At 29.0% G+C, this 22,957-nt stretch carries 25 protein-coding genes; 23 read left to right on the top strand and 2 right to left on the bottom strand.

Annotated elements, in window-relative coordinates; all coding sequences use genetic code 11:
• Window positions 1-11: 11 nt before the first annotated feature.
• The 4 genes from dnaK to Q3304_RS03465 all read left to right on the top strand — a co-directional run bounded on the left by dnaK (window position 12) and on the right by Q3304_RS03465 (window position 6,365).
• On the top strand, window positions 12-1,844 hold the full coding sequence (gene dnaK, locus Q3304_RS03480; RefSeq protein ID WP_054271064.1) for a molecular chaperone DnaK: 1,833 nt from the start codon (window positions 12-14) through the stop codon (window positions 1,842-1,844).
• 210 nt (window positions 1,845-2,054) lie between these two features.
• Entirely contained in the window at window positions 2,055-3,209 is a 1,155-nt protein-coding gene (dnaJ, locus tag Q3304_RS03475) for a molecular chaperone DnaJ (protein ID WP_054271063.1), read from the top strand.
• Window positions 3,210-4,023: 814 nt separating this feature from the next.
• Window positions 4,024-4,959, top strand: a complete 936-nt coding sequence (locus Q3304_RS03470) for an ROK family protein (protein ID WP_054271061.1) — start codon at window positions 4,024-4,026, stop codon at window positions 4,957-4,959.
• A 32-nt stretch (window positions 4,960-4,991) separates the two neighbouring features.
• A complete protein-coding gene (locus Q3304_RS03465) occupies window positions 4,992-6,365 on the top strand; it encodes an MFS transporter (RefSeq protein WP_219673006.1) in 1,374 nt (457 codons plus the stop codon).
• 186 nt (window positions 6,366-6,551) lie between these two features.
• Here Q3304_RS03465 and Q3304_RS03460 read toward each other — a convergent pair whose 3' ends face one another.
• A complete protein-coding gene (locus Q3304_RS03460; RefSeq protein WP_407813769.1) occupies window positions 6,552-7,319 on the bottom strand; it encodes a PucR family transcriptional regulator in 768 nt (255 codons plus the stop codon).
• Window positions 7,320-7,348: 29 nt separating this feature from the next.
• Window positions 7,349-8,458 carry a sn-glycerol-3-phosphate ABC transporter ATP-binding protein UgpC gene (locus tag Q3304_RS03455; RefSeq protein WP_167640401.1) on the bottom strand — a complete coding sequence of 370 codons (1,110 nt, stop codon included), beginning with the start codon at window positions 8,456-8,458 and terminating at the stop codon, window positions 7,349-7,351.
• A gap of 362 nt (window positions 8,459-8,820) precedes the next feature.
• Here Q3304_RS03455 and prmA point away from each other — a divergent pair, with 362 nt between their 5' ends.
• The 19 genes from prmA (at window position 8,821) to Q3304_RS03360 (ending at window position 22,939) form a co-directional block, all read left to right on the top strand.
• On the top strand, window positions 8,821-9,768 hold the full coding sequence (prmA, locus tag Q3304_RS03450; protein WP_054277181.1) for a 50S ribosomal protein L11 methyltransferase: 948 nt from the start codon (window positions 8,821-8,823) through the stop codon (window positions 9,766-9,768).
• Window positions 9,769-9,786: 18 nt separating this feature from the next.
• A complete protein-coding gene (locus Q3304_RS03445) occupies window positions 9,787-10,545 on the top strand; it encodes an RsmE family RNA methyltransferase (protein ID WP_243192686.1) in 759 nt (252 codons plus the stop codon).
• Between the two features lies 1 nt (window position 10,546).
• Entirely contained in the window at window positions 10,547-11,845 is a 1,299-nt protein-coding gene (mtaB, locus tag Q3304_RS03440) for a tRNA (N(6)-L-threonylcarbamoyladenosine(37)-C(2))-methylthiotransferase MtaB (protein WP_054271055.1), read from the top strand.
• Window positions 11,846-11,887: 42 nt separating this feature from the next.
• Window positions 11,888-12,238 carry a histidine triad nucleotide-binding protein gene (locus Q3304_RS03435; RefSeq protein ID WP_054271054.1) on the top strand — a complete coding sequence of 117 codons (351 nt, stop codon included), beginning with the start codon at window positions 11,888-11,890 and terminating at the stop codon, window positions 12,236-12,238.
• Window positions 12,239-12,400: 162 nt separating this feature from the next.
• Entirely contained in the window at window positions 12,401-12,580 is a 180-nt protein-coding gene (gene rpsU, locus Q3304_RS03430) for a 30S ribosomal protein S21 (protein WP_003416618.1), read from the top strand.
• A 29-nt stretch (window positions 12,581-12,609) separates the two neighbouring features.
• Window positions 12,610-13,053 (top strand): GatB/YqeY domain-containing protein, encoded by a 444-nt coding sequence (locus Q3304_RS03425; protein WP_054271053.1) that lies wholly within the window; start codon window positions 12,610-12,612, stop codon window positions 13,051-13,053.
• Between the two features lie 110 nt (window positions 13,054-13,163).
• The gene (locus tag Q3304_RS03420) at window positions 13,164-13,661 is read left to right on the top strand and encodes a TspO/MBR family protein (RefSeq protein ID WP_054271052.1); all 498 of its coding nucleotides are present in this window, start codon (window positions 13,164-13,166) and stop codon (window positions 13,659-13,661) included.
• Between the two features lie 192 nt (window positions 13,662-13,853).
• Window positions 13,854-14,417 carry a ribosome hibernation-promoting factor, HPF/YfiA family gene (gene hpf / locus Q3304_RS03415; RefSeq protein WP_054271051.1) on the top strand — a complete coding sequence of 188 codons (564 nt, stop codon included), beginning with the start codon at window positions 13,854-13,856 and terminating at the stop codon, window positions 14,415-14,417.
• Between the two features lie 215 nt (window positions 14,418-14,632).
• Window positions 14,633-14,869, top strand: a complete 237-nt coding sequence (locus Q3304_RS03410) for a YabP/YqfC family sporulation protein (protein ID WP_021385288.1) — start codon at window positions 14,633-14,635, stop codon at window positions 14,867-14,869.
• A 12-nt stretch (window positions 14,870-14,881) separates the two neighbouring features.
• Window positions 14,882-16,222 carry a sporulation protein YqfD gene (gene yqfD, locus Q3304_RS03405; RefSeq protein WP_054271050.1) on the top strand — a complete coding sequence of 447 codons (1,341 nt, stop codon included), beginning with the start codon at window positions 14,882-14,884 and terminating at the stop codon, window positions 16,220-16,222.
• Window positions 16,223-16,259: 37 nt separating this feature from the next.
• On the top strand, window positions 16,260-17,276 hold the full coding sequence (locus Q3304_RS03400) for a PhoH family protein (protein WP_054271049.1): 1,017 nt from the start codon (window positions 16,260-16,262) through the stop codon (window positions 17,274-17,276).
• A 56-nt stretch (window positions 17,277-17,332) separates the two neighbouring features.
• A complete protein-coding gene (ybeY, locus tag Q3304_RS03395; RefSeq protein WP_021385287.1) occupies window positions 17,333-17,794 on the top strand; it encodes an rRNA maturation RNase YbeY in 462 nt (153 codons plus the stop codon).
• Window positions 17,795-17,799: 5 nt separating this feature from the next.
• Window positions 17,800-18,519 (top strand): diacylglycerol kinase, encoded by a 720-nt coding sequence (locus Q3304_RS03390; protein ID WP_021385290.1) that lies wholly within the window; start codon window positions 17,800-17,802, stop codon window positions 18,517-18,519.
• A gap of 118 nt (window positions 18,520-18,637) precedes the next feature.
• Window positions 18,638-19,039 carry a cytidine deaminase gene (locus Q3304_RS03385; RefSeq protein WP_054271048.1) on the top strand — a complete coding sequence of 134 codons (402 nt, stop codon included), beginning with the start codon at window positions 18,638-18,640 and terminating at the stop codon, window positions 19,037-19,039.
• 56 nt (window positions 19,040-19,095) lie between these two features.
• On the top strand, window positions 19,096-19,989 hold the full coding sequence (gene era, locus Q3304_RS03380; RefSeq protein WP_054271047.1) for a GTPase Era: 894 nt from the start codon (window positions 19,096-19,098) through the stop codon (window positions 19,987-19,989).
• Between the two features lie 11 nt (window positions 19,990-20,000).
• A complete protein-coding gene (gene mgtE / locus Q3304_RS03375) occupies window positions 20,001-21,380 on the top strand; it encodes a magnesium transporter (protein WP_054271046.1) in 1,380 nt (459 codons plus the stop codon).
• A gap of 72 nt (window positions 21,381-21,452) precedes the next feature.
• Complete coding sequence (locus Q3304_RS03370; RefSeq protein ID WP_003416649.1) at window positions 21,453-21,608, top strand: YqzL family protein; 156 nt, start codon at window positions 21,453-21,455, stop codon at window positions 21,606-21,608.
• A complete protein-coding gene (gene recO, locus Q3304_RS03365; RefSeq protein ID WP_054271045.1) occupies window positions 21,574-22,347 on the top strand; it encodes a DNA repair protein RecO in 774 nt (257 codons plus the stop codon). The genes Q3304_RS03370 and recO overlap by 35 nt, the downstream gene beginning before the upstream one ends.
• A complete protein-coding gene (locus tag Q3304_RS03360; protein WP_021385335.1) occupies window positions 22,340-22,939 on the top strand; it encodes a DUF4342 domain-containing protein in 600 nt (199 codons plus the stop codon). The genes recO and Q3304_RS03360 overlap by 8 nt, the downstream gene beginning before the upstream one ends.
• Window positions 22,940-22,957: the final 18 nt, after the last annotated feature.

The raw sequence follows: 22,957 nt of genomic DNA, 5'->3' as shown, positions 1-22,957 counted from the left end.
GGATTTTAGTCATGGGAAAAATAATAGGAATAGATTTAGGAACAACAAATTCATGTGTTGCAGTATTAGAAGGTGGAGAAGCACAAATAATAGCAAATAGTGAAGGTATGAGAACTACTCCATCAGTAGTAGCATTTACAAAAGATGGTGAAAGAATAGTTGGAGAGCCTGCAAAAAGACAAGCAGTTACAAATGCAGATAAAACAATAACTTCTATAAAAACTCATATGGGAACTGATTACAAAGTAAATATAGATGGAAAATCATATACTCCACAAGAAATATCAGCAATAATATTACAAAAATTAAAATCAGATGCAGAAAGTTACTTAGGACAAACAGTAACAGAGGCAGTTATAACAGTACCAGCTTACTTTACAGATGCTCAAAGACAAGCTACTAAAGATGCTGGTAGAATAGCAGGACTTGATGTTAAGAGAATAATAAACGAACCAACAGCAGCTGCTCTTGCTTATGGTATGGATAAATTAGACCAAGAAAAGAAAATATTAGTATTTGACTTAGGTGGAGGAACTTTTGACGTATCTATACTTGAAATAGGAGATGGAACTTTCGAAGTTTTAGCTACAGCTGGTAACAATAGATTAGGTGGAGATGATTTTGACCAAATAGTAATAGACTATTTAGCGGATGAATTCAAAAAAGCTGAAGGTGTAGACTTAAGAAATGATAATATGGCTCTTCAAAGATTAAAAGAAGCAGCAGAAAAGGCTAAGAAAGAATTATCATCAACAATGAATTCAAACATAAACTTACCTTTCATAACTGCTACAGCAGAAGGACCAAAACACTTAAATATAGACTTATCAAGAGCTAAATTTGAAGAATTAACTAGAGGTTTAGTTGAAAAAACTATGGAACCAACTAAGAGAGCTTTACAAGATGCTGGACTTTCTACAGGTGATATAGATGATGTATTATTAGTAGGTGGTTCTACAAGAATACCAGCAGTACAAGAAGCGGTTAAGAAATTTATAGGAAAAGACCCTCATAAAGGTATAAACCCAGATGAGTGTGTTGCAGCAGGAGCTTCTATACAAGCAGGAGTTTTAGCAGGAGATGTTAAAGATTTATTATTACTAGACGTTACTCCATTATCTCTTGGTATAGAAACTATGGGTAATGTAATGACTAAAATAATAGAAAGAAACACTACAATACCAACTAAGAAATCTCAAGTATTCTCAACTGCTGCTGATAATCAAACAGCTGTTGATATACATGTTCTTCAAGGTGAAAGAAGTATGGCTTATGACAATACAACTTTAGGAAGATTCCAATTAACAGATATACCACCAGCACAAAGAGGAATACCTCAAATAGAAGTTACATTTGATATAGATGCAAATGGTATAGTTAATGTTTCAGCTAAAGACTTAGGTACAGGAAAAGAACAAAAAATAACTATAACATCAAACACTAATCTATCAGAATCAGAGATAGAGCAAAAGATAAAAGAAGCAGAAATGAATGCAGAAGCTGACAAACAAAAGAAAGAAAAAATAGAAGCATTTAACCAAGCTGAATCTACTATATATCAAACTGAAAAGACTTTAAATGAACTTGGAGATAAAATAAGCTCAAGTGATAAAGAAGATATAGAAAAAGCTATAGAAAACTTAAAATCTGTAAAAGACAAACAAGATGCTACAGCAGAAGAACTTAAGAAAGCTACAGATGAAGTAATGACTAAGTTCCAAAAAGTATCTCAAGAAATGTACCAACAAGCAGCTCAAGGAGCAGAACAACAAGCTCAAGACAATGGACCTAAAGATGACAATGTAGTAGATGCTGACTTTAAAGAGGTAGATGAAGACAAATAAGATATATAATATGTAACACTAAATGATAGCTGGATAATATATGATTTATGAAAATCATATAGATGTTAAAGATATATGGACAATATACATCATAAAGAATATAATATATCATAGATTATATAACTTAAAGTAGAATATAAGAATTAATGATAGCTTGTAGTTTATTATTCTACAAGCTATCGTTTTGTAAAATGAAGGTGGTGTCAATTTTTGAGTACAAAAAGGGATTATTATGAAGTCTTAGGCATCAGTAAAGGTGCAGAAGCTCAAGAGATAAAAAAAGCTTATAGAAAATTAGCAATGAAGTACCATCCAGATAGAAATCCTGGCGATAAAGAAGCAGAAGAAAAGTTTAAAGAGATAAATGAAGCTTATGAAGTACTATCAGATGATACAAAGAGAAAAACTTACGACCAGTTTGGGCATGATGGGCTAAATGGTCAAGGCGGTTTTGGCGGTCAAGGAGGATTTGGCGGTCAAGGCTTTGGTGGTTTTGAAGATATGTTTGGAGACATATTTGGAGACATGTTTGGAGGAGGCTTCGGAGGTGGAAGACAGAGAAGAAGAGGTCCTCAACGTGGTGCGGATATAAGACAAAGTGTCACTATATCTTTTGAAGAAGCTGCATTTGGTAAAAAGATGTCTATAAAAGTAAACAGAAGTGAAGAGTGTGAAGAATGTAGTGGAACTGGAGCAAAACCAGGTACATCAAAGAAAACTTGTTCAACTTGTAATGGAACTGGTCAAGTTAGAACTGTTCAAAGAACTCCATTTGGTAATATAGCAAGCTCAAGACCTTGTAGTGCTTGTAATGGAACTGGAGAAGTTATTGAATCTCCATGTAGTAAATGTCATGGAACTGGAAATACAAGAAAAGTTAAGACTATAGAAGTAGACATACCTGCAGGTATAGATGATGGTCAAATGATAAAACTTTCTGGTCAAGGTGAAGTAGGAGAAAAAGGTGCTCCAAGAGGAGACTTATATATCGTAGTTAATGTTAAGTCACATCCACTATTTACTAGGGATGGAAATGATATTTACTTTGAGATGCCAATTACATTTGTTCAAGCAACTTTAGGTGATGAGATAGAAGTACCTACTTTGGATGGAAAAGTTAAATATAGCGTGCCAGAAGGAACACAAACTGGAACTGTATTTAGACTTAAAGAAAAAGGAATCCCTAGAATTAGAGGTAATTCAAGAGGAGACCAGTATGTTAAAGTTGTAGTTGAAATTCCTAAAAAATTAAATGACAAGCAAAAAGACCTGTTAAAGGAATTTGCGAAGGAGTGTGGGTCGAACGTCCACGAAAAGAAAAAAACATTCGGACAGAAAATAGAAGATATGTTTAAGAAAAAGTAATTAAAATGGCCAATATATAATCGTATTTCTGAAATCTTATCTATTTAAGAGATTTCCAATGGAAATAGTATGATTTTTATATTGGCTATTTTTATAGAAAAAATAAAAACTGAATATAAATAATTTTCTGAAAAATACTTGTCCCCAAATATATAATATGCTATAATATAATCAAACAACAGAAAGGGGTGATTCCAGTGGGAACGGATGTGGCACTGCCAAATGATGAAGAAAACTCAATTATAATATGTAAGATAAAATTAGATACTTTTAGTGCTATATTAAGTACTGGAAAAACTCACGAGCTGGGATAATTATTGTAATTACCTAGACTTAAACCTTTAATAGTAAAATAGTAATATTCTATAGACAAGGTATCTAATTTTTAAATCTTTTGTATAGTATAAATTAATATTTTTACAAAAGATTTATCTGATTATAATTCAGTTATGAAAAGTTAGTTGTAAATTGATTTTAATATGTATATGTTGTGTAGAAAGTCAAATTCTACCTACTAAAAGGCATACTTAAGATTTGTTTGATATTTAGTTATAAATAATGTTGTAGATAAAAAATAAGTAGATATAAAGACTTAAAATACTTGTTTTAGATATAGTTTGTTTTGAACGCTTAACAAATTAAAATAATTAATAAAATAGGCATCTTCTCATAGTAAAAATATACTATGGGAAGATGTTTTTACTTTGTGTATAAGTTGTTATGAAAAATTTGCATAGTGTCACATTTTAATATACTATATATATAATAAAATATAGAGCAAAATTAAATGATTCAAAAGAGAAAGGTGAAAAGGATGTATTATATAGGTGTAGATATAGGTGGAACAGGTATACAAGCAGGTGTAGTTGATAATAATGGAAAGATACTTTTTAGGTCAGAATGTAAAACTGTTATTGAAAAAGGTTTTGAAGGAATACTTAATGACATAAAAGTAATGATTGATAAGTTGCTAGAAGAGAATGAGCTTACTATTAGCAATATAAAATCTATTGGATTTGGAGTACCTGGCTTTATAAATAAAGATGGTTTAGTAACATGTGTAAATTTAAAATGGGATGGAAAAGATTTTAATAATGAACTAAAAAGAATCTTTCCAGAGGTTGAAATTCATGGAGAAAATGATGCAACAGTAGCAGCACTTGGAGAAGCTAAATTTGGAAGCATGAAAGGTGCTGATGTTGGTGTTTTATATACTTTAGGAACTGGTGTAGGTGGAGGAATAGTAATTAATCAAAAAGTTTTTTCTGGAGCACATGGATTAGGCTCAGAAATAGGTCATCAAATTATAGGAGAAAACTATTTTGATTGTAATTGTGGAAATAATGGTTGTGTAGAAACTTTTTGTTCTGCAACTGCAATTATAAAGTATTCTCAGAAGTTGATACAAGAAGGACGAGAAAGTATGATTTTAAATTTAGCAGAAGGACATTTAGAAAATATAAATGCAAAGATGGTGTTTGATTCATATAGGGAAAATGATGAAGTTGCAATTGAAGTAATAAATCGATTTAAGGAGTATTTAGCTAAAACTTTTGCAAATACAATAAATTCTTTAGACCCAGAAATTATATCTATCGGTGGAGGTATTTCTAAAGCTAGTGATATAATACTCGATGGAATAGAGGACTTAGTAAGAAAATTTGTATTGTACAAAAAAGAAGATATAGCTACAATTACATGTGCAACTTTAGGATCAGACGCAGGAATTATAGGAGCTGCTTTTTTATAAGGTAAAGGAGTTGCTTACTGGAGGCATGATATATGAGTAAGATAAATGCTAGAAGAACACTTTTTTTGATAGCAATAGGTTCAGGAACTATGCTTAATCCTCTTAATTCGTCTATGATTTCACTTGCTTTACATAGTATACAAAATGATTTTCATATTAGTTTTACAACTGTATCGTGGATTGTTTCAGCGTTTTATTTGGCTAGTGCCATTGCACAACCAGTTTCAGGGAAGATAGGAGATTTAATAGGTAGGAAAGTCTTGTTTTTGAGTGGTTTGATACTTGTGATTTTGTCAGCATCTATAGTACCATTTGTTCAATCATTTTTTATATTGATTTTTATAAGAGTAATTCAGGCTATTGGAACAAGTACCCTATATCCATCTGGGGTTGCTCTTATACAAAATAATATAAAGGAAAGACAATCTTCTGCATTAGCCGTTTTAACTATCTTTGCTTCAACTACAGCAGGGTTAGGACCAACATTAGGAGGTTTATTATTGGATTTAGGTGGATGGCATGCTATATTTCTTGTCAACATACCTATTGTTATGGTTTCTATATGTCTAGGATATTTTTTATTTCCAAAAGAAACAAAAGAGAAGAACTGTATAAAAGAGACTTTAAAAAATGTATTATCGAGATTAGATATTATTGGTATACTTATATTTTCAATTGCAATGATTTTTCTATTACTATTCTTGTTATCTATGAAGGAGTCTCTTAATTTAGAACAACTTGTATTGGGTGTAATATTGATGTGTATTTTTATTTGGCATGAGCTTAGAACAAAATTACCATTTATAGATATTAAGTTATTTATAAATAATCCTAAGCTGTCAAAGGTCTATTTACAGTTTATTATATTAAATTTCTTTAATTATATTTTGTTTTTTGGTCTTCCTAGTTACTTTCAAGATGCACTACATTATAGTGCAAAATCGACTGGGCTATTTATGTTATTTATGTCTGGTATAGGTATATTTATATCTCCATTAACTGGGAGATGGATAGACAAATCTGGTACTAGATTGCCTCTGATGATGTCATCAATTTTTATGTTGATTAGTGCAGTACTTCTTTCAATAGTTTTTGTTCATATACCAGTAATAGGAAAGGGCATTATTTTATCATTGGCGGGTATTAGCTATGGAGTTGGGAATGTGGCATTACAATCCTCTATGTTTAAAGAAAGCCCTTCTGACAGTATAGGGACAGCTTCAGGTCTATTTCAAACTAGTCGTTATTTAGGTTCTATTTTAGCAACAGTTTTACTTGGAATGGTATTTGAAGCAAGTATAACATCAGCTCAATTTCAAATATTAGGTTATGTTATGGTGGTTTTAGGTACAATAAGTTTTTTATTGAATTTTGTTTTAAAGAAAGAATTAAGAACAGTAAAATAGTAGATTTATGGATTTAATAAGTCTAGTATTTTACACACTTGAAAATATTGTTTGTAAAACATGAGTGATTGATATTTATAAACTTCAAGCTTTTAAATAAAGAATACTTAATAAGTATACAATATTATAAATTAAAATTAAGCAGAACTTTGAACTAATGTTTTGGAGTTCTGCTTAATTTAGTACTTAAATTTTTTTATATAGAAAATAAGATTTGACACTCAGATAAAAAATCATTGCATTTTCAAAATTTTTCAAATCAAATCCAAGTATCTCATTGATTTTTTCCAACCTATATACCAGTGTGTTTCTATGTAAAAACATACTAGTAGATGTCCTAGAGATATTTAAATCATTACTTATAAACTTTATTCCTGTATATAGAAGTTCTTCATCAATAGATTTAATCTTATTAAAGTCTATTAATTTATTGAGTGTATTATCTTTATTAATCAAATCAAAAGTTTTATATCTAATGAGGTCAAATAAATTTAAAAATTTATTTTCAGCGTTATCTTTTACAATATAAGGTAGTAAGTCAGAACATAATTGTAATCTAAAATTAAAATCGGATTTATTATCTAACTCACCAAGATAAAAAATATAGGTACTTTGATAAGTTTCAGTTTCAATTATATTTTGTGTAGTTATATTAATATCTAAGTTGTATTTAGAATTTATAATAAAAAAACCATTGTGTTGTATTATATTTATATTATCATATAAGTTATAAAAAATATTTTTTAGATATTCAAAATCTATATGAGACTGATAAATTAAATAAAAGTTACCTTTTAGATTGTCGAGATTATTTTCAACTAGAAAATCAACAACATAAATAGTATTGTTGAAAGTGATTAAATTGCTATTAGAACTTAAACTTTGATTTTCATACGGATAGATATTTATTTTTTTATTAAGTTGTCTTTCTAAAAAACTTTTTAAATCTTCCATAAAGTCTCCTTAAAAATAAGATTATATTCTTATCTTATAGCTAAAGTAGTTTCTTTGTCAAATATGTGTATTCTACTGCTATCAACTGAAAGTGTTAAGTCATCACCAACATTAATTCTGTTTTTACTATCAAATCTAATTGTTATCGTATTTTCACCTAATTTTAAGTGAGCATAAGTTTCTGCTCCCATAAGTTCTTTTATTTCAATCTTTGATTTAAAACAAGTATCTGGGTTGGATTTAATAAAAGCATCTTCTACATGAATATCTTCTGGTCTGATACCTATAACGACTTCATTATTAATATAATTGTCTTTTATTAAATTGTAGTGTTTTTCCTTATTCAATTTAAGTTTAATATTTTCATTTTGTGCATAGATTTCATTGTTCTCCTCTATTAATATTACATCAATAAAATTCATCTGTGGTGCTCCAATAAATCCTGCAACAAATATATTAGCTGGATAATCATATACATCTTGTGGAGTTGCAATTTGTTGAACTACTCCATCTTTCATTACAACGATTCTATCGGCCATAGTCATAGCCTCAACTTGGTCATGTGTTACATAGATAAATGTAGTTCCAAGCTGTTGGTGAAGTTTAGTTATCTCTGTTCTCATGGCAGTTCTAAGTTTTGCATCTAAGTTGGATAGGGGTTCATCCATTAAGAATACCTTAGGATTTCTAACTATTGCACGCCCTAATGCAACCCTTTGTCTCTGTCCTCCAGATAATGTTTTAGGTTTTTTATTTAAAAGAGGCGTTAAATCTAATATTTTAGCAGCTTCTTTAACTTTTTTGTCTATCTCATCTTTGGATAATTTTCTAAGTTTAAGTGCAAATGCCATATTTTCATAAACTGATAAGTGAGGATATAAAGCATAGTTTTGAAAAACCATAGCTATATCTCTATCTTTTGGTTCTATATCATTGACTAGTTTATCTCCAATGTATAATTCTCCTTCAGAGATTTCTTCAAGACCAGCAATCATTCTAAGTGTGGTTGATTTACCACAACCAGATGGACCTACTAAAACGATAAATTCTTTATCATTGATATCTATATTTATATTTTTTACTGCATTAAATCCATTAGAGTAAAGTTTTGATATATTTTTTAAGATTACTTCAGACATTGTGTTCTCCTTAATATTTAAATTTTAATTATATAGTATCAAATTTTTTTATTCTATTAAATGTGTAAAATAGCCAAACTTTTTTGTTTAATAGTTTAATTACTATTATTTTTACATATAATGTAGATTATTATGTAATCTGTAAAAGAGATTAAAAGTGATATTTATTATTTTTTTAATAAAATTTAATAATATATGGTTTCTAAATTACTGTTTATATACTTAGCTTGGTAAAAATTGAAAAGTATATGTAATTAAGATATTACTATTAAAAATTTATAAAACAAAAAAGTATGATATTTATGATATAATAAAAGTTATGGAAAAACAGGAAGATTACTATAAAGAAGAGAGGTAAACTTATGAATAATTGGATAGAAGTAACTATAAAAACAACAACAGAAGCAGTTGAACCTATAACAAATATACTATATGAACAAGGAGCTGGTGGGGCTGTAATAGAAGACCCAAAAGACTTTTTATTTCAGAAGAAAAATGAATTAGATTGGGACTATGTTGAAGAAGAAGTATTTAAAAAGAATGAAGAAGATGATGTACTTATAAAAACTTACGTTTCAGAAGAAAAAAATGTGATGGAATTTGTCGAAATAATAAAGCAAAAAGTTTTAGGTCTAAAAGATTTTGGTATAGATATAGGTGAAGGAAGTGTATCATTAGACCAAGTAAATGAAGCTGATTGGGCAAATGCATGGAAGGCATATTACAAACCAACAAAAGTAGGACAAAGAGTAGTAGTAAAACCTACATGGGAAGATTATACTGTGCAAGAAGGGGACCTAATAATAGAGCTTGACCCTGGTATGGCATTTGGTACAGGGACACATGAGACTACTAGTATGTGTATAAGAGAATTAGAAAAATATGTGAACAAAGATTCTAAAGTATTTGATATTGGTTGTGGTAGTGGAATACTTGCAATAGCAGCAGCCAAATTAGGGGCAAAAGAAGTTATAGCTGTAGATTTAGATGAAGTGGCAGTAAAAGTTGCAAAAGAAAATGTGATTGAAAATAAGGTAGAGGAAAATGTATCTGTAATGCATGGTAATTTAACAGATGTAATAAAAGATAAAGCTGATGTAATAGTTGCAAATATAATAGCTGATATAATAAAAATACTTGCAAAAGATGTTCAAAACTTTATGAAAGAAGATGCTATATTCATATCTTCAGGTATAATTCTGGACAAAGTAGAAGAAGTTAAAGAAAGTTTAATTGAAAATGGATTTGAAATAGTTGAAGTTCAAAAATTAGGTGAATGGTCAGCAATAGTTTCTAAGCTTAAAAAATAGAGGGTATGGTGGAGTATAATGGACAGATTTTTTGTTGAAAAAAATAATATAAATCTACAAGATAAAACTTGCACTATAGAAGGTGAAGATGTAAAACATATTTCAAAAGTTTTAAGATGTAAGTTAGGCGAGAAGCTTGAGGTATGTGACAAGAATAATAATGAGTATATTTGTGAGATAACGAATATAGATAAAAGTGTGGTTAATTTAAATATTTTAGAAAAAGTTGATATAAATAGAGAATCAGTACTTAAAATAAGATTATATCAAGGGCTTCCCAAAGCCCCAAAAATGGAGATGATACTTCAAAAGTTAACTGAAGTAGGTGTAGAAGAAATAATATTAGTTCAAACTAAGAGAAGTGTTACTAAAGTTGATGACAAAAAAGAAGACAAAAAATTTGAACGTTGGGAAAGAATAATTTATGAAGCAGCAAAGCAAAGTAAAAGAGGTAAAATACCAAAACTAAGAGGTATTTTAAGTTTTAGAGAAGCTTTAGAAGATATGAAGAAAAATAATATAAATATTTGCCCTTATGAAAATGAAAGAACAGTTTCAATAAAAGATGCACTTAAAAAGTGTGATTCTAATATAGATAGTGTTGGAATTTTTGTAGGTCCTGAAGGTGGATTTTCTGAAGAAGAGATAGAGCAAGTACAACAAGATAATTGTAGTGTTGTATCATTAGGGCCTAGAATATTGAGAACTGAGACAGCTTCTGTTGTAGCATCAACAATAACTTTGTATGAGCTAAGTGATTTAGGAGGAGAAAAATAAATTGAAAAAAGTAGCTTTTTATACACTTGGGTGTAAAGTCAATCAATATGAAACTGAGGCTATGTTAGAGCTATTTGAAAAAGATGGTTATGAACAAGTTAATAGTGAAGAATATGCTGATGTTTATGTTATAAATACATGTACAGTTACTCATATGAGTGATAGAAAATCTCGTCAATATATAAGACGAGTTAAAAAGAAGAATCCAGATGCAATAATAGCCGTGGTGGGATGCTATTCTCAGGTATCTCCAGAGGAAATTTTGGATATAGAAGAAGTAAATTTAGTTATGGGTACAAATGACAGAAGAAAGATTGTTGAAGAAATTAAAAAGATAGATGCAAGTAAGAAAGTTAGTACAGTTGATGATATAATGAAGGTTAAAGCATTTGAAGAAATAGAAATCAGTCAAACTAACGGAAAGACTAGAGCATTTATGAAAATACAAGATGGATGTGACAGATTTTGTACCTACTGTATAATTCCTTATGCACGAGGACGCGTTAGAAGTAGAGATATTGATAGTATAGTCGATGAAGTGAAAAAATTGGCTAATAATGGCTATAAAGAGGTCGTATTAACAGGAATACATGTTGCCTCTTATGGAAAAGATTTAAAAGATAAGGATATTAAACTTCTTGATGTAATAAAACAAATAAATGAAATAGATAAAATAGAGAGAATTAGACTTAGTTCTGTTGAACCAATCTTATTTACAGATGAATTTGTGAATGAAGTTTTAAAGATGGATAAAGTTTGTCCTCATTACCATTTATCACTTCAAAGTGGATGTGATGAAACTTTAAAAAGAATGAATAGAAGATACACAACTTCAGAGTACAAAACTATTGTAGATAGATTGAGAAGTAAAATGCCAAATGTCGCAATAACTACAGATGTGATAGTAGGATTTCCAGGAGAGACAAACGATGAGTTTAAAGAAACATATGAGTTTTTAAAAGAAATAGAGCTTTCACAAATGCATATTTTTAAATACTCACCAAGAAAAGGGACTCCAGCTGCGACTATGGAAAATCAGGTTGACCCTCAAATGAAACATTTTAGAAGTGAGCAACTTTTAAATTTAAGCAAAGTAAATTTTAATAAATTTGCAAATAAATTTATTGGAAGTGAGTTAGATGTTTTATTTGAACAAAATATAGAAGGCAATAAATTTGAGGGGCTAACATCAAATTATATAAGAGTTGTTGTTGAAAGTGACAAAAATATACAAGGTCAGATATTAAAAGTGAAAATAAATGACGTAAAAGATGAATATGTAGAAGGAATTTTGATATAACATGTAGAAATTATAATATTTATAAGATAGGAGGTGGAAAAAATGGATTGTATTTTTTGTAAAATAGCGAACGGAGAAATACCTTCAACTAAAGTTTATGAAGATGATAGAGTCTTAGCATTTAACGACTTAAACCCAGTTGCTCCATACCATATATTGGTAGTACCTAAAAAACATTACGATAGTGTAATTGATATTCCTGATAAAGAGATGGATATTGTGTCACATATTCATGTTGTTATTAATAAAATAGCTAAGGAGAAAGGTTTTGACCAAACTGGATTCAGAATCATAAATAATTGTGGAAGTGATGGAGGGCAAGAAGTTAAACATTTGCACTATCATATTTTAGCTGGTAAAAAGCTTCCTAATTACGAAGCGGGACAAAACTAAACTAAATTATTGAAAAATTGAGTTCCTTCTTGATAAAAATACTTGATAAAAGTAAAAATTTAGTTTATAATAAACAAAGTGTTAGGTTGTAATGCATATTATGCAAAAAGAACATAGTTACAGTCCCAGCATAATTGCGCTATTGGAGGGAGGGAAAAAGAAATGTCAGAAGTAAGAGTTAGAGAGAATGAAACATTAGACAGCGCTTTAAGAAGATTCAAGCGTCAATGTGCAATGTCTGGCATCATGTCAGAAGTGAGAAAAAGAGAGCACTATGATAAGCCAAGCGTTAAGCGTAAGAAAAAAGCTGAAGCAGCAAGAAGAAAAAACGCTAAGAAATAGTAGTAAATAAGAATAAAGAGGTGAAGGGGATGTCCCTTAAGCAAAAGTTACAAGAGGATTTGAAATCTTCTATGAAAAACAAAGATACAGTGAGAAAATCTGTAGTAACTTTAATAAGAGCTTCCATTAAACAGTATGAGGTTGATAATAGAGTCGAACTTGATGAAGATGGAATTATCGATGTAATAGCAAAGCAATTAAAGCAACGTAGAGATGCATTAGTTGAATTTGAAAAAGCTGGAAGAGAAGACTTAATAAAAGAAACAGAAGCTGAAATTGAAGTTTTAAAAGAGTACCTACCTCAACAATTAAGCGAAGAAGAGTTAGAAGAAATTGTAAAATCTACTATATCTGAAGTAGGAGCAACTTCTATGAAGGATATGGGAAAAATAATGTCAGTTATCCAACCAAAGGTTAAAGGAAGAGCTGATGGAAAACTTATAAATAAGTTGGTAAAACAAAACTTACAATAGATTGATATAGCCTAGAGAGAAATCTCTAGGCTTTTTATATTTTTTGAGAATAACAAGTCATATTTGAGCATATCTATAATCAAAGAAAATTTTGAAAGAAGGGGAAGAATTTGATTATATCAGTAAAGGAAATTAGAAATTTTTTGATAAACATATTGATACCATTAATAATAGGTTATTTAAGTAGTGTTTTAACAATGATTATTAGTGGGACAGATATCTCAACCTACTATTTACAGCTCACAAAGCCAAGCTTTGCACCACCAGCATTTATCTTTCCGATAGTTTGGACTATATTGTACATATTGATGGGTATATCTTCATACTTAATATTAAGAAAGGGTTACAATTTACCTAAGGTAAGAGATGCAATCTTTTATTATGGGTTACAACTTGCATTAAATTTTGTTTGGACTATATTATTTTTTGGATTTGGACTTAGATTTACAGCTTTAGTAGACATAATAATAATGATTTTGGTTTCTGTAATAATGATTTCAAAGTTTTCTAAAATAGATAAGAGAGCTGGATACATAAATTTGGTTTATTTGATGTGGCTTGTTTATGCTGGATTCTTGAATTATTTTATATGGTTTATTAATAAATAGAATGTAAAGATTCTGTAAATTACCCTGTACTTTTAATAATATCATATCAAATAAAAAATGAATAGACTATTAAAAAGAATCATTTTCATATACAATAATATTAATTTAAATATAATAAATTTATCAAAATTGTATTTAAAGATTAACATATTAAAGTATTAGAATTGGAAAGGCTTGAAGGGAGAGGTTTTTATGCAAATAATAGTATCTGGGAGACAAATGAAATTAACTGACGGAATAAAAGGATACGTAGATGGAAAATTAAGTAGGTTAGAAAAATACCTTGATCCTGAATCAGAAGTGAAAGTAACAGTAAGTGCGAAAAAGGATAGACAAAAAGTTGAGGTCACAATAATTCCTATTAGTGGGCAAATAATAAGAGCAGAAGATGTAGAAGATGATTTATATGCAGCAATTGACATTGTTTGTGACAAATTAAGTAGACAAGTTGTCAAGTATAAAACTAAAGTTAAAGACAAAGGTCAAAATAATAAGAGCATAAGATTTGAAAATGTTGACTTTATAGATAACAGCAGTGAATTTAATGATTATGATTATGATGATGAAGAAGATGAAAATATAGTTATAGAAAGAAGAAAGAAATTTAATGTAAAACCTATGAGTTCAGAAGAGGCAATACTTCAAATGGAATTGGTAGGACACAATTTCTATATGTTTAGAAATCAAGATAATTTTGAAATAAACATAGTGTATAAGCGTAAAGCTGGTGGATATGGTTTAATAGAACAAGACTAATAAAAAAATTGTATACATTGTAGATTCTATATAAGAAAAATAAAAAGGTAATCATGTTGATTTTTTATCAATATGATTACCTTTTTATTGTTTAAATAATATATTAATTATTAGGGTATTTATTGTATAAAAATTTTAGAACTAATCTGTTATAACATCAATAAAGTGCATAAATACCTATTTCAAGCATAAAATTAATTAAGGGGGTAATGCTTATGTTAGAAATATCCACTGATTTACAGGTAAATCAACCAGTTGTTACTGTTACAGGTAATACGTTTATTAGTATAGAAAATTATCTATCAATACTTGAGTATGAAGTTGATTTAATAAGAATAAAGACCAAAGTTAAAACGATTAAAATATCTGGTGATAAACTTTCGCTTAAGTATATTACTGATAGTGAGATAGGTATAAAAGGAATTATCTACAATATGGAGTATGTTGATTAGGAGGAGATACACTTGATAAGCTTTATAAGGGGATACTATGTTATAGTTGTGGAAGGAGTAGGACTTGAACAATTTTTAAATCATCTTATAAGAAATGGGATAAGTGTTTACAATGTAACTAGAATAAAAAATACTAAAATTGAGTTTCATATAGATAGACAAGATATAAAAGAATTTAAGAATATTTATAGAGGTAGTAAGTTTGAGATAAAGGTAAAACAAAAAACAGGGGTTCCTTTTATTATTAAAAGAATTTATAAGCACAAAGGTATGTGGATTTGTGCTATTCTCTCTTTATTTTTATTGATGTCTACATCGCAGTTTGTGACAGATGTATATATACAATCTCCTGAAGGTATAAAAAAAGAAGCTCTCAGAAGTGAACTTTACAAGGTTGGAGTAAGGCCAGGAGTTTATAAGAAGAGTATTGATAGAAAAGAAGTTAGAGACCATATGATGTCGAAATTTAATGATGTGGCGTATTTATCTATTAATGTAAAAGGAACAAATATATTTGTTACTGTTACGAAAAAAGCAGAATCCCTAAAATCTACAGACCAATCAAATTATTGTAATGTAATTGCTTTAAAAAATGGTATAATAGAAAAGGTAATCCCTAGAAGTGGTAAATCCGTTATTAAATCTGGAGATATAGTACAAAAGGGAGATGTATTGCTAAATGGAGCTAATACAAAATCAATACCAGAAGTATGGGCAAGTACTTTTTATGAATCTGCCAAGAAGGCAAGTTATGTGGACACTGTAAATAAAAAGACAGGAGAAAAGAAAAACATATACACAATAAGCTTTTATGATAAAGAATTTACAATGAGGAAAAATATAAAATATAAAAATTATGTTGTTGAAAATAAAGAAAAAAAATTAGCAATAGGAGATTATACTTTTCCAATAAAGATAAAGACGAGTACCTTCTATGAAACAAAAAAAGTTGAGGTAAAAAGAAATAAAGAAGAGTTGAAAAAAGAATTATCTGAAAAAGCTTTAAAAGAGTTAGAATACATAATCCCAGCTTCGGCTAGAATAATAGATGTAAAACATAACTTTAAGGTTAATAAAAACATGTTAGAATATTTAATAACAGTTCAAACTAGTGAAAATATTGCTAAAATTTATCCTCTTAGTAAATCAGAAGCAGAAAGATTTATAAAGGAAGAAAGTAAACCAAAAGAAGGAGAAGAGGAAGTTCCTTCTAATCCAGAAAAAAGACCATTAAATGATATAAGAAATGACTTTGATGAAGATACTAAAGATAATAATAAAAATAACTCTAATGAAAATAATAGTAATCAAAATAGTAACAACAGTCAAAATAATAATAGTAACAATAACTAATAAAATTAAACTTAAAACTTGAGGAGGAACAATTCAATTGATAATACAAAAAAAATTTACAATAGCAGATGGGAATTTTGAAAGAGAATTATTTGGAAATTTTGATGAAAATGTAAAATTAATAGAGAAAACTTTAAATATAGATGTGATACTTAGAGAAGGCAATATAATTTTAATTGGAGAAGAAAAAAATGTAGATTCTGCACTAAAGCTTATGAATGAATTGCATCAAACTGTATCAAATGGTAAACATTTAGATAAACAGAGTATTTCTTATTCGTTATCCCTTTTACTTGAAGGTAGTGAACAAAAAATAAAAGAACTTGAGGGAACCATTGTTATAACACAAAGAGGGAAAGCTGTTCAACCTAAAACACTAGGTCAAAAAGAATATATAAAGCTTATAGAAAATAATGATATAACTTTTGGCGTTGGACCTGCTGGAACAGGAAAGACTTACCTTGCAGTAGCTATGGCAGTAAAAGCCTTTAAAAGAGATGAGGTTAGTAGAATTATACTTACAAGACCAGCTGTGGAAGCTGGGGAGAGTCTAGGTTTTTTACCAGGGGATTTAAAGGATAAAGTTGACCCATATTTAAGACCATTATATGATGCATTATTTGAAATGTTAGGTGCTGATAAATTTAATAAATATTTGGAAAGAGGCACTATTGAAGTTGCACCACTTGCTTTTATGAGAGGTAGAACACTTGATAATTCTTTTATAATATTGGATGAAGCTCAAAATACTACTTCAGAGCAAATGAAAATGTTTTTAACTAGATTAGGATTTGGCTCTAAGGCTGTAGTTACGGGTGATATAACACAAACAGATTTACCACAAAATAAGAAAAGTGGTCTAATACAAGCTACAGAGATTCTTAAAGGAGTTCCAGGGATTGGGTCTATAATGTTAACAGATAGAGATGTTGTAAGACATGAGTTAGTACAGAGGATAATAAGAGCTTATGAGAAACATGATAAAAGAGAAGAATTTAAAAAAGAAGAACGCAAAAAAATGAAAATACAGGAAAAGACTTTCAAAAGAAAGTAAAAGTGTAGTAATATAGATGTATAGCATTATTAATGAATAAAAAGTAGGTGTAATTAATGGATTTGATATTAGATGATAGACAAGATAAATTAGAAGTAAATGAAGAGCTAATTGAAAAGATAAAGGATATAATCATAGAATGTTTGGATTATGAAGGATATGATGATAATTATGAGGTGAGTCTTTCTTTTGTAGATAATAAAGAGATTCATGAGTTAAATAGAGAATATAGAGGTGTTGATAGAGCAACTGATGTTTTATCATTTCCTCTTTTAAGTGATGATTTTGAGGATGTTGAGTTAGAAGAAGAATCTCTAGGTGATATAGTAGTGTCTCTTGAAAGAGCTTTAGAACAGAGTATAGAGTATAACCATAGTTTTGAAAGAGAAGTGTGTTTTTTAATATGTCATAGTATGTTTCATCTTTTAGGTTATGACCATGATACAGATGAGAATACAAAGGAAATGAGAGAAAAAGAAGAACATATATTGAATAAGTTAAACATAACAAGGGAGTAGTTTTTATGAAACCAGGAAAAACTCGTCAAGGTATAATTAAAGCTTTTAATGCAGCTATAGAAGGGATATTGTATACATTTAAATTTGAAAGAAATATGAAAATACACTATTTAGGCTCAGTTGCTGTGCTTATAATAAGTTTGTTTTTTAATTTCTCAAAATTAGAAATGATAATGTTATTAATGTCTATATGTTTAGTTGTAGTTGCTGAGATGTTTAATACAGCTATAGAAAAGGCTGTTGATTTAGTGACTGATGAATACCATGTACTTGCTAAGATAGCAAAAGATGTTGCAGCAGGTGGTGTTCTAGTGGCAGCACTAAATTCAGTAGTGGTTGGATATATTTTATTTTATGATAAATTGACAGATATATCTGGGATATTAATTTATAAGATAAGAGAATCAGAATTACATATAACCTTGATATGTATATTATTGGTTCTTATAGCTGTAGTGGTTGTAAAAGCATTGACTTCTACAGGAACACCTCTAAAAGGAGGTATGCCAAGTGGTCATGCTGCATTAGCATTTGCTATAGCAACTGCAATTACACTTATGACTGAAAGAGTAGTTGCGTCTACTCTTGCATATATAATGGCTGTATTAGTTGCCCAAAGTAGGATTGAAGGAAAAATACATACATTTTGGGAAACTATAGCTGGAGCTTTGTTAGGTGTATTAATAGCTATACTAGTGTTTCAGCTTGGAATGTTCTACAATTAAAATAAATGTACATAAAATGTTTAAAATAAAACAAATCTGTGCTAATTAAATTTTTATGATATAATGTAGAGTATTAAATAAAAATAACTTTTAATTATTGTATACAGGAGGAGATGTTGTGGATAACATAGAATTGTTAAAGTTGGCAGAAAATGCCAGGCAACATTCTTATGCTCCTTACTCTGGTTTTAGAGTAGGTGCAGCTCTTTTAACTAAGAGTGGTAAAGTTTATACTGGGTGTAATATTGAATGTGCATCATTAGGTGGAACAAATTGCGCAGAAAGAACAGCTATTTTTAAAGCAATATCAGAAGGAGACAAAGATATATATAAAATAGCTATAGCAAGTGATAACTCAGAAAATAATGAGCAAACATATCCTTGTGGAATATGCAGACAGGTAATTATAGAGTTTGGTTCTGATATAAAAATAATAACAGGATATACTAAAGGAGAGGTTTTTGAGCAAGATATAAAGGATTTGTTGCCAAACTATTTCTCTGGAAATGATTTAAAATAGATTTAAAAAATATAAATAATTAAAACAAGAAGATAAATAAAGTTAGGAGACAGTTAATGTTCAAATCAGGTTTTGTCAGTATAGTAGGGAGACCAAATGTAGGGAAATCTACTTTAATGAATAATGTAGTTGGAGAAAAAATAGCTATAATGAGTGATAAGCCTCAAACTACAAGAAATACAATACAAGCAGTATATACAGATGAAGAGATGCAGATAGTATTTTTAGATACACCAGGCATTCACAAACCAAAAAATAAGTTAGGTGAATTTATGGTGAAGGCAGCAACAGATGCCTTCAAAAATGTAGATTTAATATTATTTGTAGTTGATGATTCTAAAAAAATAGGTCCTGGAGATAGAAAGATAATGGAGGACTTAAGAAGTGTTAAAACACCAATAATTCTAGTTGTAAATAAAATAGATCAACTAGACCAAAAAGATGAGTTATTTGATATAATCAAAATGTATGATAATGAAGGTATTTTTAAAGAAATAGTACCAATATCAGCATTAAAAGGAAAAAACACGAATACCTTAATAAAAGTTATACAAAAGTATTTAGAAGAGGGTCCAAAGTATTTTCCAGATTATATGATTACAGACCAACCAGAGAGAGTATTAATAGCAGAACTTATAAGAGAAAAAGTTCTTCACTATCTTAATGATGAAATACCTCATGGTGTAGCTGTTGAAATTGAAAAAATGAAAGCAAGAAATGATAAAGAAATAGTGGATGTATCTGCTGTGATATATTGTGAAAGAGATTCACATAAAGGAATAATAATAGGAAAGAATGGTAGGAAACTAAAAGGAATAGGAAAATCAGCAAGACAAGATATAGAATTACTTTTAGGGTCACAAATAAATCTTCAATTATGGGTTAAGGTTAAAGAAAATTGGAGAAATTTACAAAATTATATAAATAATTTTGGATATAATGATAAATAAAGGTGGGTTATATGGATAGGAAACTGGATGCTTCCCAAGATTTATTATATGAAGTAAAATCATTAATTGCTAATAATAAAGTATTGGAGTTAAGAGAATTAATAGAGGAATATCATATAATTGATATATTCGATATAATGGAAAATTTAGAGGAAGACATGAAAATTCAATTATTTGAAGTACTTCCTTTAGATATGGCATCTTCTATATTAGAAGAAGGTAGTGTAGAGTTTTTTGTTAGTATTTTATCTAAGCTTGATGTAGAACACTCAAAAAATATACTTGAACTTATGTCTCTTGGAGATATGGCAGATAAATTAAGTGAGCTTGAAGAAGAAGAGAGAGAACATATAATAAATCTTTTGAATCAAGAAAATGCTGAGTATGTAAAAGAACTGTTATTCTATGATGAAGATTCTGCTGGTGGAACAATGACGACTGGATATATATCTATAAACAAAGACATGACAGCTCTTGAAGCTATAGACCATATGAGGGAAGAAGCTGAAGAAGCTGAAACTATTTATTATATATATGTGGTTGATGATGAAGAAAAACTAGTTGGAGTATTATCATTAAGAGAATTAATAATAGCAAGAGATGCAAATATAGTAGAAGAATTAATGAGTGAAAATATAATCTCTGTTTATGTAGATGAAGATAGAGAAGAAGCAGTAAGATTAGTATCTAAATACAACTTAATAGCAATTCCAGTAGTTGATAGACAAGAAAAATTAAAAGGAATAATAACAGTAGATGATATAATCGATGTAATGGAAGAAGAAGCAACAGAAGATATGTATAAGTTTGCAGGAAGTTCAGAACATGAAAGAGAAGTTGCTGAAAAAGAAAATCCTACATTGAAAGAGCAAACAATATCAGCACTTAGAGGCAGATTACCTTGGTTAATTATTACATTAATAGGAGGATTATTAGCTTCCTTAATACTTTCTAACTTAGATTATATAATGAATCCTGTATATGCTCCATTAGTGTTCTTTATACCTGTAGTAATAGGTATGGGTGGAAATATTGGAACTCAATCATCATCTGTTACAGTAATAACACTATCTAATAAAGATTTAAATTTTAGTAATGTGGTAAGAGAAGGTATTGTAGGAATTATTACAGGTCTTTTATGTAGTATAATAACTGGTATTGTGATTTACTTTGTTATGAGAAAATTAGACATTGTACTAATTGTTTCAATATCATTATTTATAAATATGGTTTTAGGTGCAACAATAGGTGCATTTATGCCTGTTCTATTAAAAAAAATGGATGCAGACCCATCTACAGTTTCATCACCAATTATATCTACAGCTCTTGATATAACTGGTATAGCAGTTTACTTTATAATAACAACGGCATTATTGTCAAAAATTGTTTAATAACTTTATGTATGATTTATCCTCTTCTTACTAAAAATATAAGTATAAATGTAAGAAGGGGGTTTTTTAAAAATGAACAATATAAGTTGGGAAGTTTTTAAAAAAACAGGTAGTATAGATGCATATCTATATTTCTGTGATTGCAAAAACATACATGAAGAAATTGAAGAAGTAAGGGAGAAAAAAGAAGACGATGATAATCCTGAACACCCAGGGGATAGTACTTAAAGCTATAAGGTACAAGGAAAGTGACGTAATACTTACACTATTTACAAGAAAGCTTGGAAAAGTATCTGCAATAGCAAAAGGAGCTAAAAAAAATAAGAGCTCTTTACTTTCATCATCACAGTTATTTTCTTATAGCAATTTTACCTTAAAAAAACAAGGTAATATGTACAAGGTTACTCAAAGTGAAATAATAAAAAGTTTTTATAATATATCCTATGATATAGAAGCATTTTCTTATGCTACATATATTACAAAATTAGTTGAGAATTCTATACTTGAAAATCAGACTAATAATAGGCTATTTATATTACTTGCACAGACATTGTACTTGTATACACAGGAGAATACAGATAATAGGTTTATAACAGCAGCATTCGAGTTGAAATTTTTAGACTATATAGGATTTAAACCTATAGTAAATAAATGCATTAATTGTGAATGTAAAATTTTACAAAATTCTGTGTTTAATATCTATGAAGGTGGTATACTATGTAGTAAGTGTAGTAAACTTTTTGATAATAACATAAAATTAGACTTAACAACTATAAGTCTTATGGAATATGTATTAAAGAATGATATTTTAACATGTAGTAAAGCTAAAGTATCAAAATATATAACACATGAGCTTGAAAATATTCTAGACAAGTATTTGAAAGTTTATGTTGATAATATTAATTTTAAATCATTACACGTATTACAAAGTGTAAAAAACAATAAGGGAGTGGATAATGATGAGTAGTAATATAACTATTGAAATGGTTGATTCAGTCTTTGAAAGAGTTCCAGGAGCAACTTATGCAGAAGCAAAAGAAGCATTAGTAGTATGCAATGGAGACGTAATTGAGGCAGTAATATATTTAGAAAATAAAAAAAATACTTGTAATTGTAAAGCAAAATCTGCTAAAGAAACTATGGAAGAAGTGTTTGGTAAAGATGGAGAAAATATAAAACTTCAACTAAAAGAGCTTCTTAGAAAAAGTAGTGTAGTAAGAGTAATAGTTGAGAAAGATGGAAAAACTATGATGAACATTCCTTTAACAGTTGGAGTTGTTGGATTAGCTTTTGTTCCATTAGCTACTTTAGTAGGCTTATCAGCTGCTGTTATAAGTAAATATCGTATAAAAGTTCAAAATGAAGAAGATGGAGAAATCGTAGACTTAGGTGAGTTGAATGAAGAAAAACTTCATGTTTTGAAGAATATGATAACTAATGCTGCTAAAGATGTTAAGGATGTAGTGGTTGACAAAAAAGAAGATGATAAAGATGTAACTGCTGACCTTATGAAAGAAGAATTTGAAAAGAATAAAGAAGACGAAGACGAAAATAAATAGATATAAAGTGACTTTTAA

It is taken from the genome of Clostridioides sp. GD02377, assembly GCF_045899875.1.
Taxonomy (GTDB): domain Bacteria; phylum Bacillota; class Clostridia; order Peptostreptococcales; family Peptostreptococcaceae; genus Clostridioides; species Clostridioides difficile_A.
Note: the sequence above shows the minus strand (reverse complement) of the source record. Positions and strands in the feature narration are given on the sequence as shown.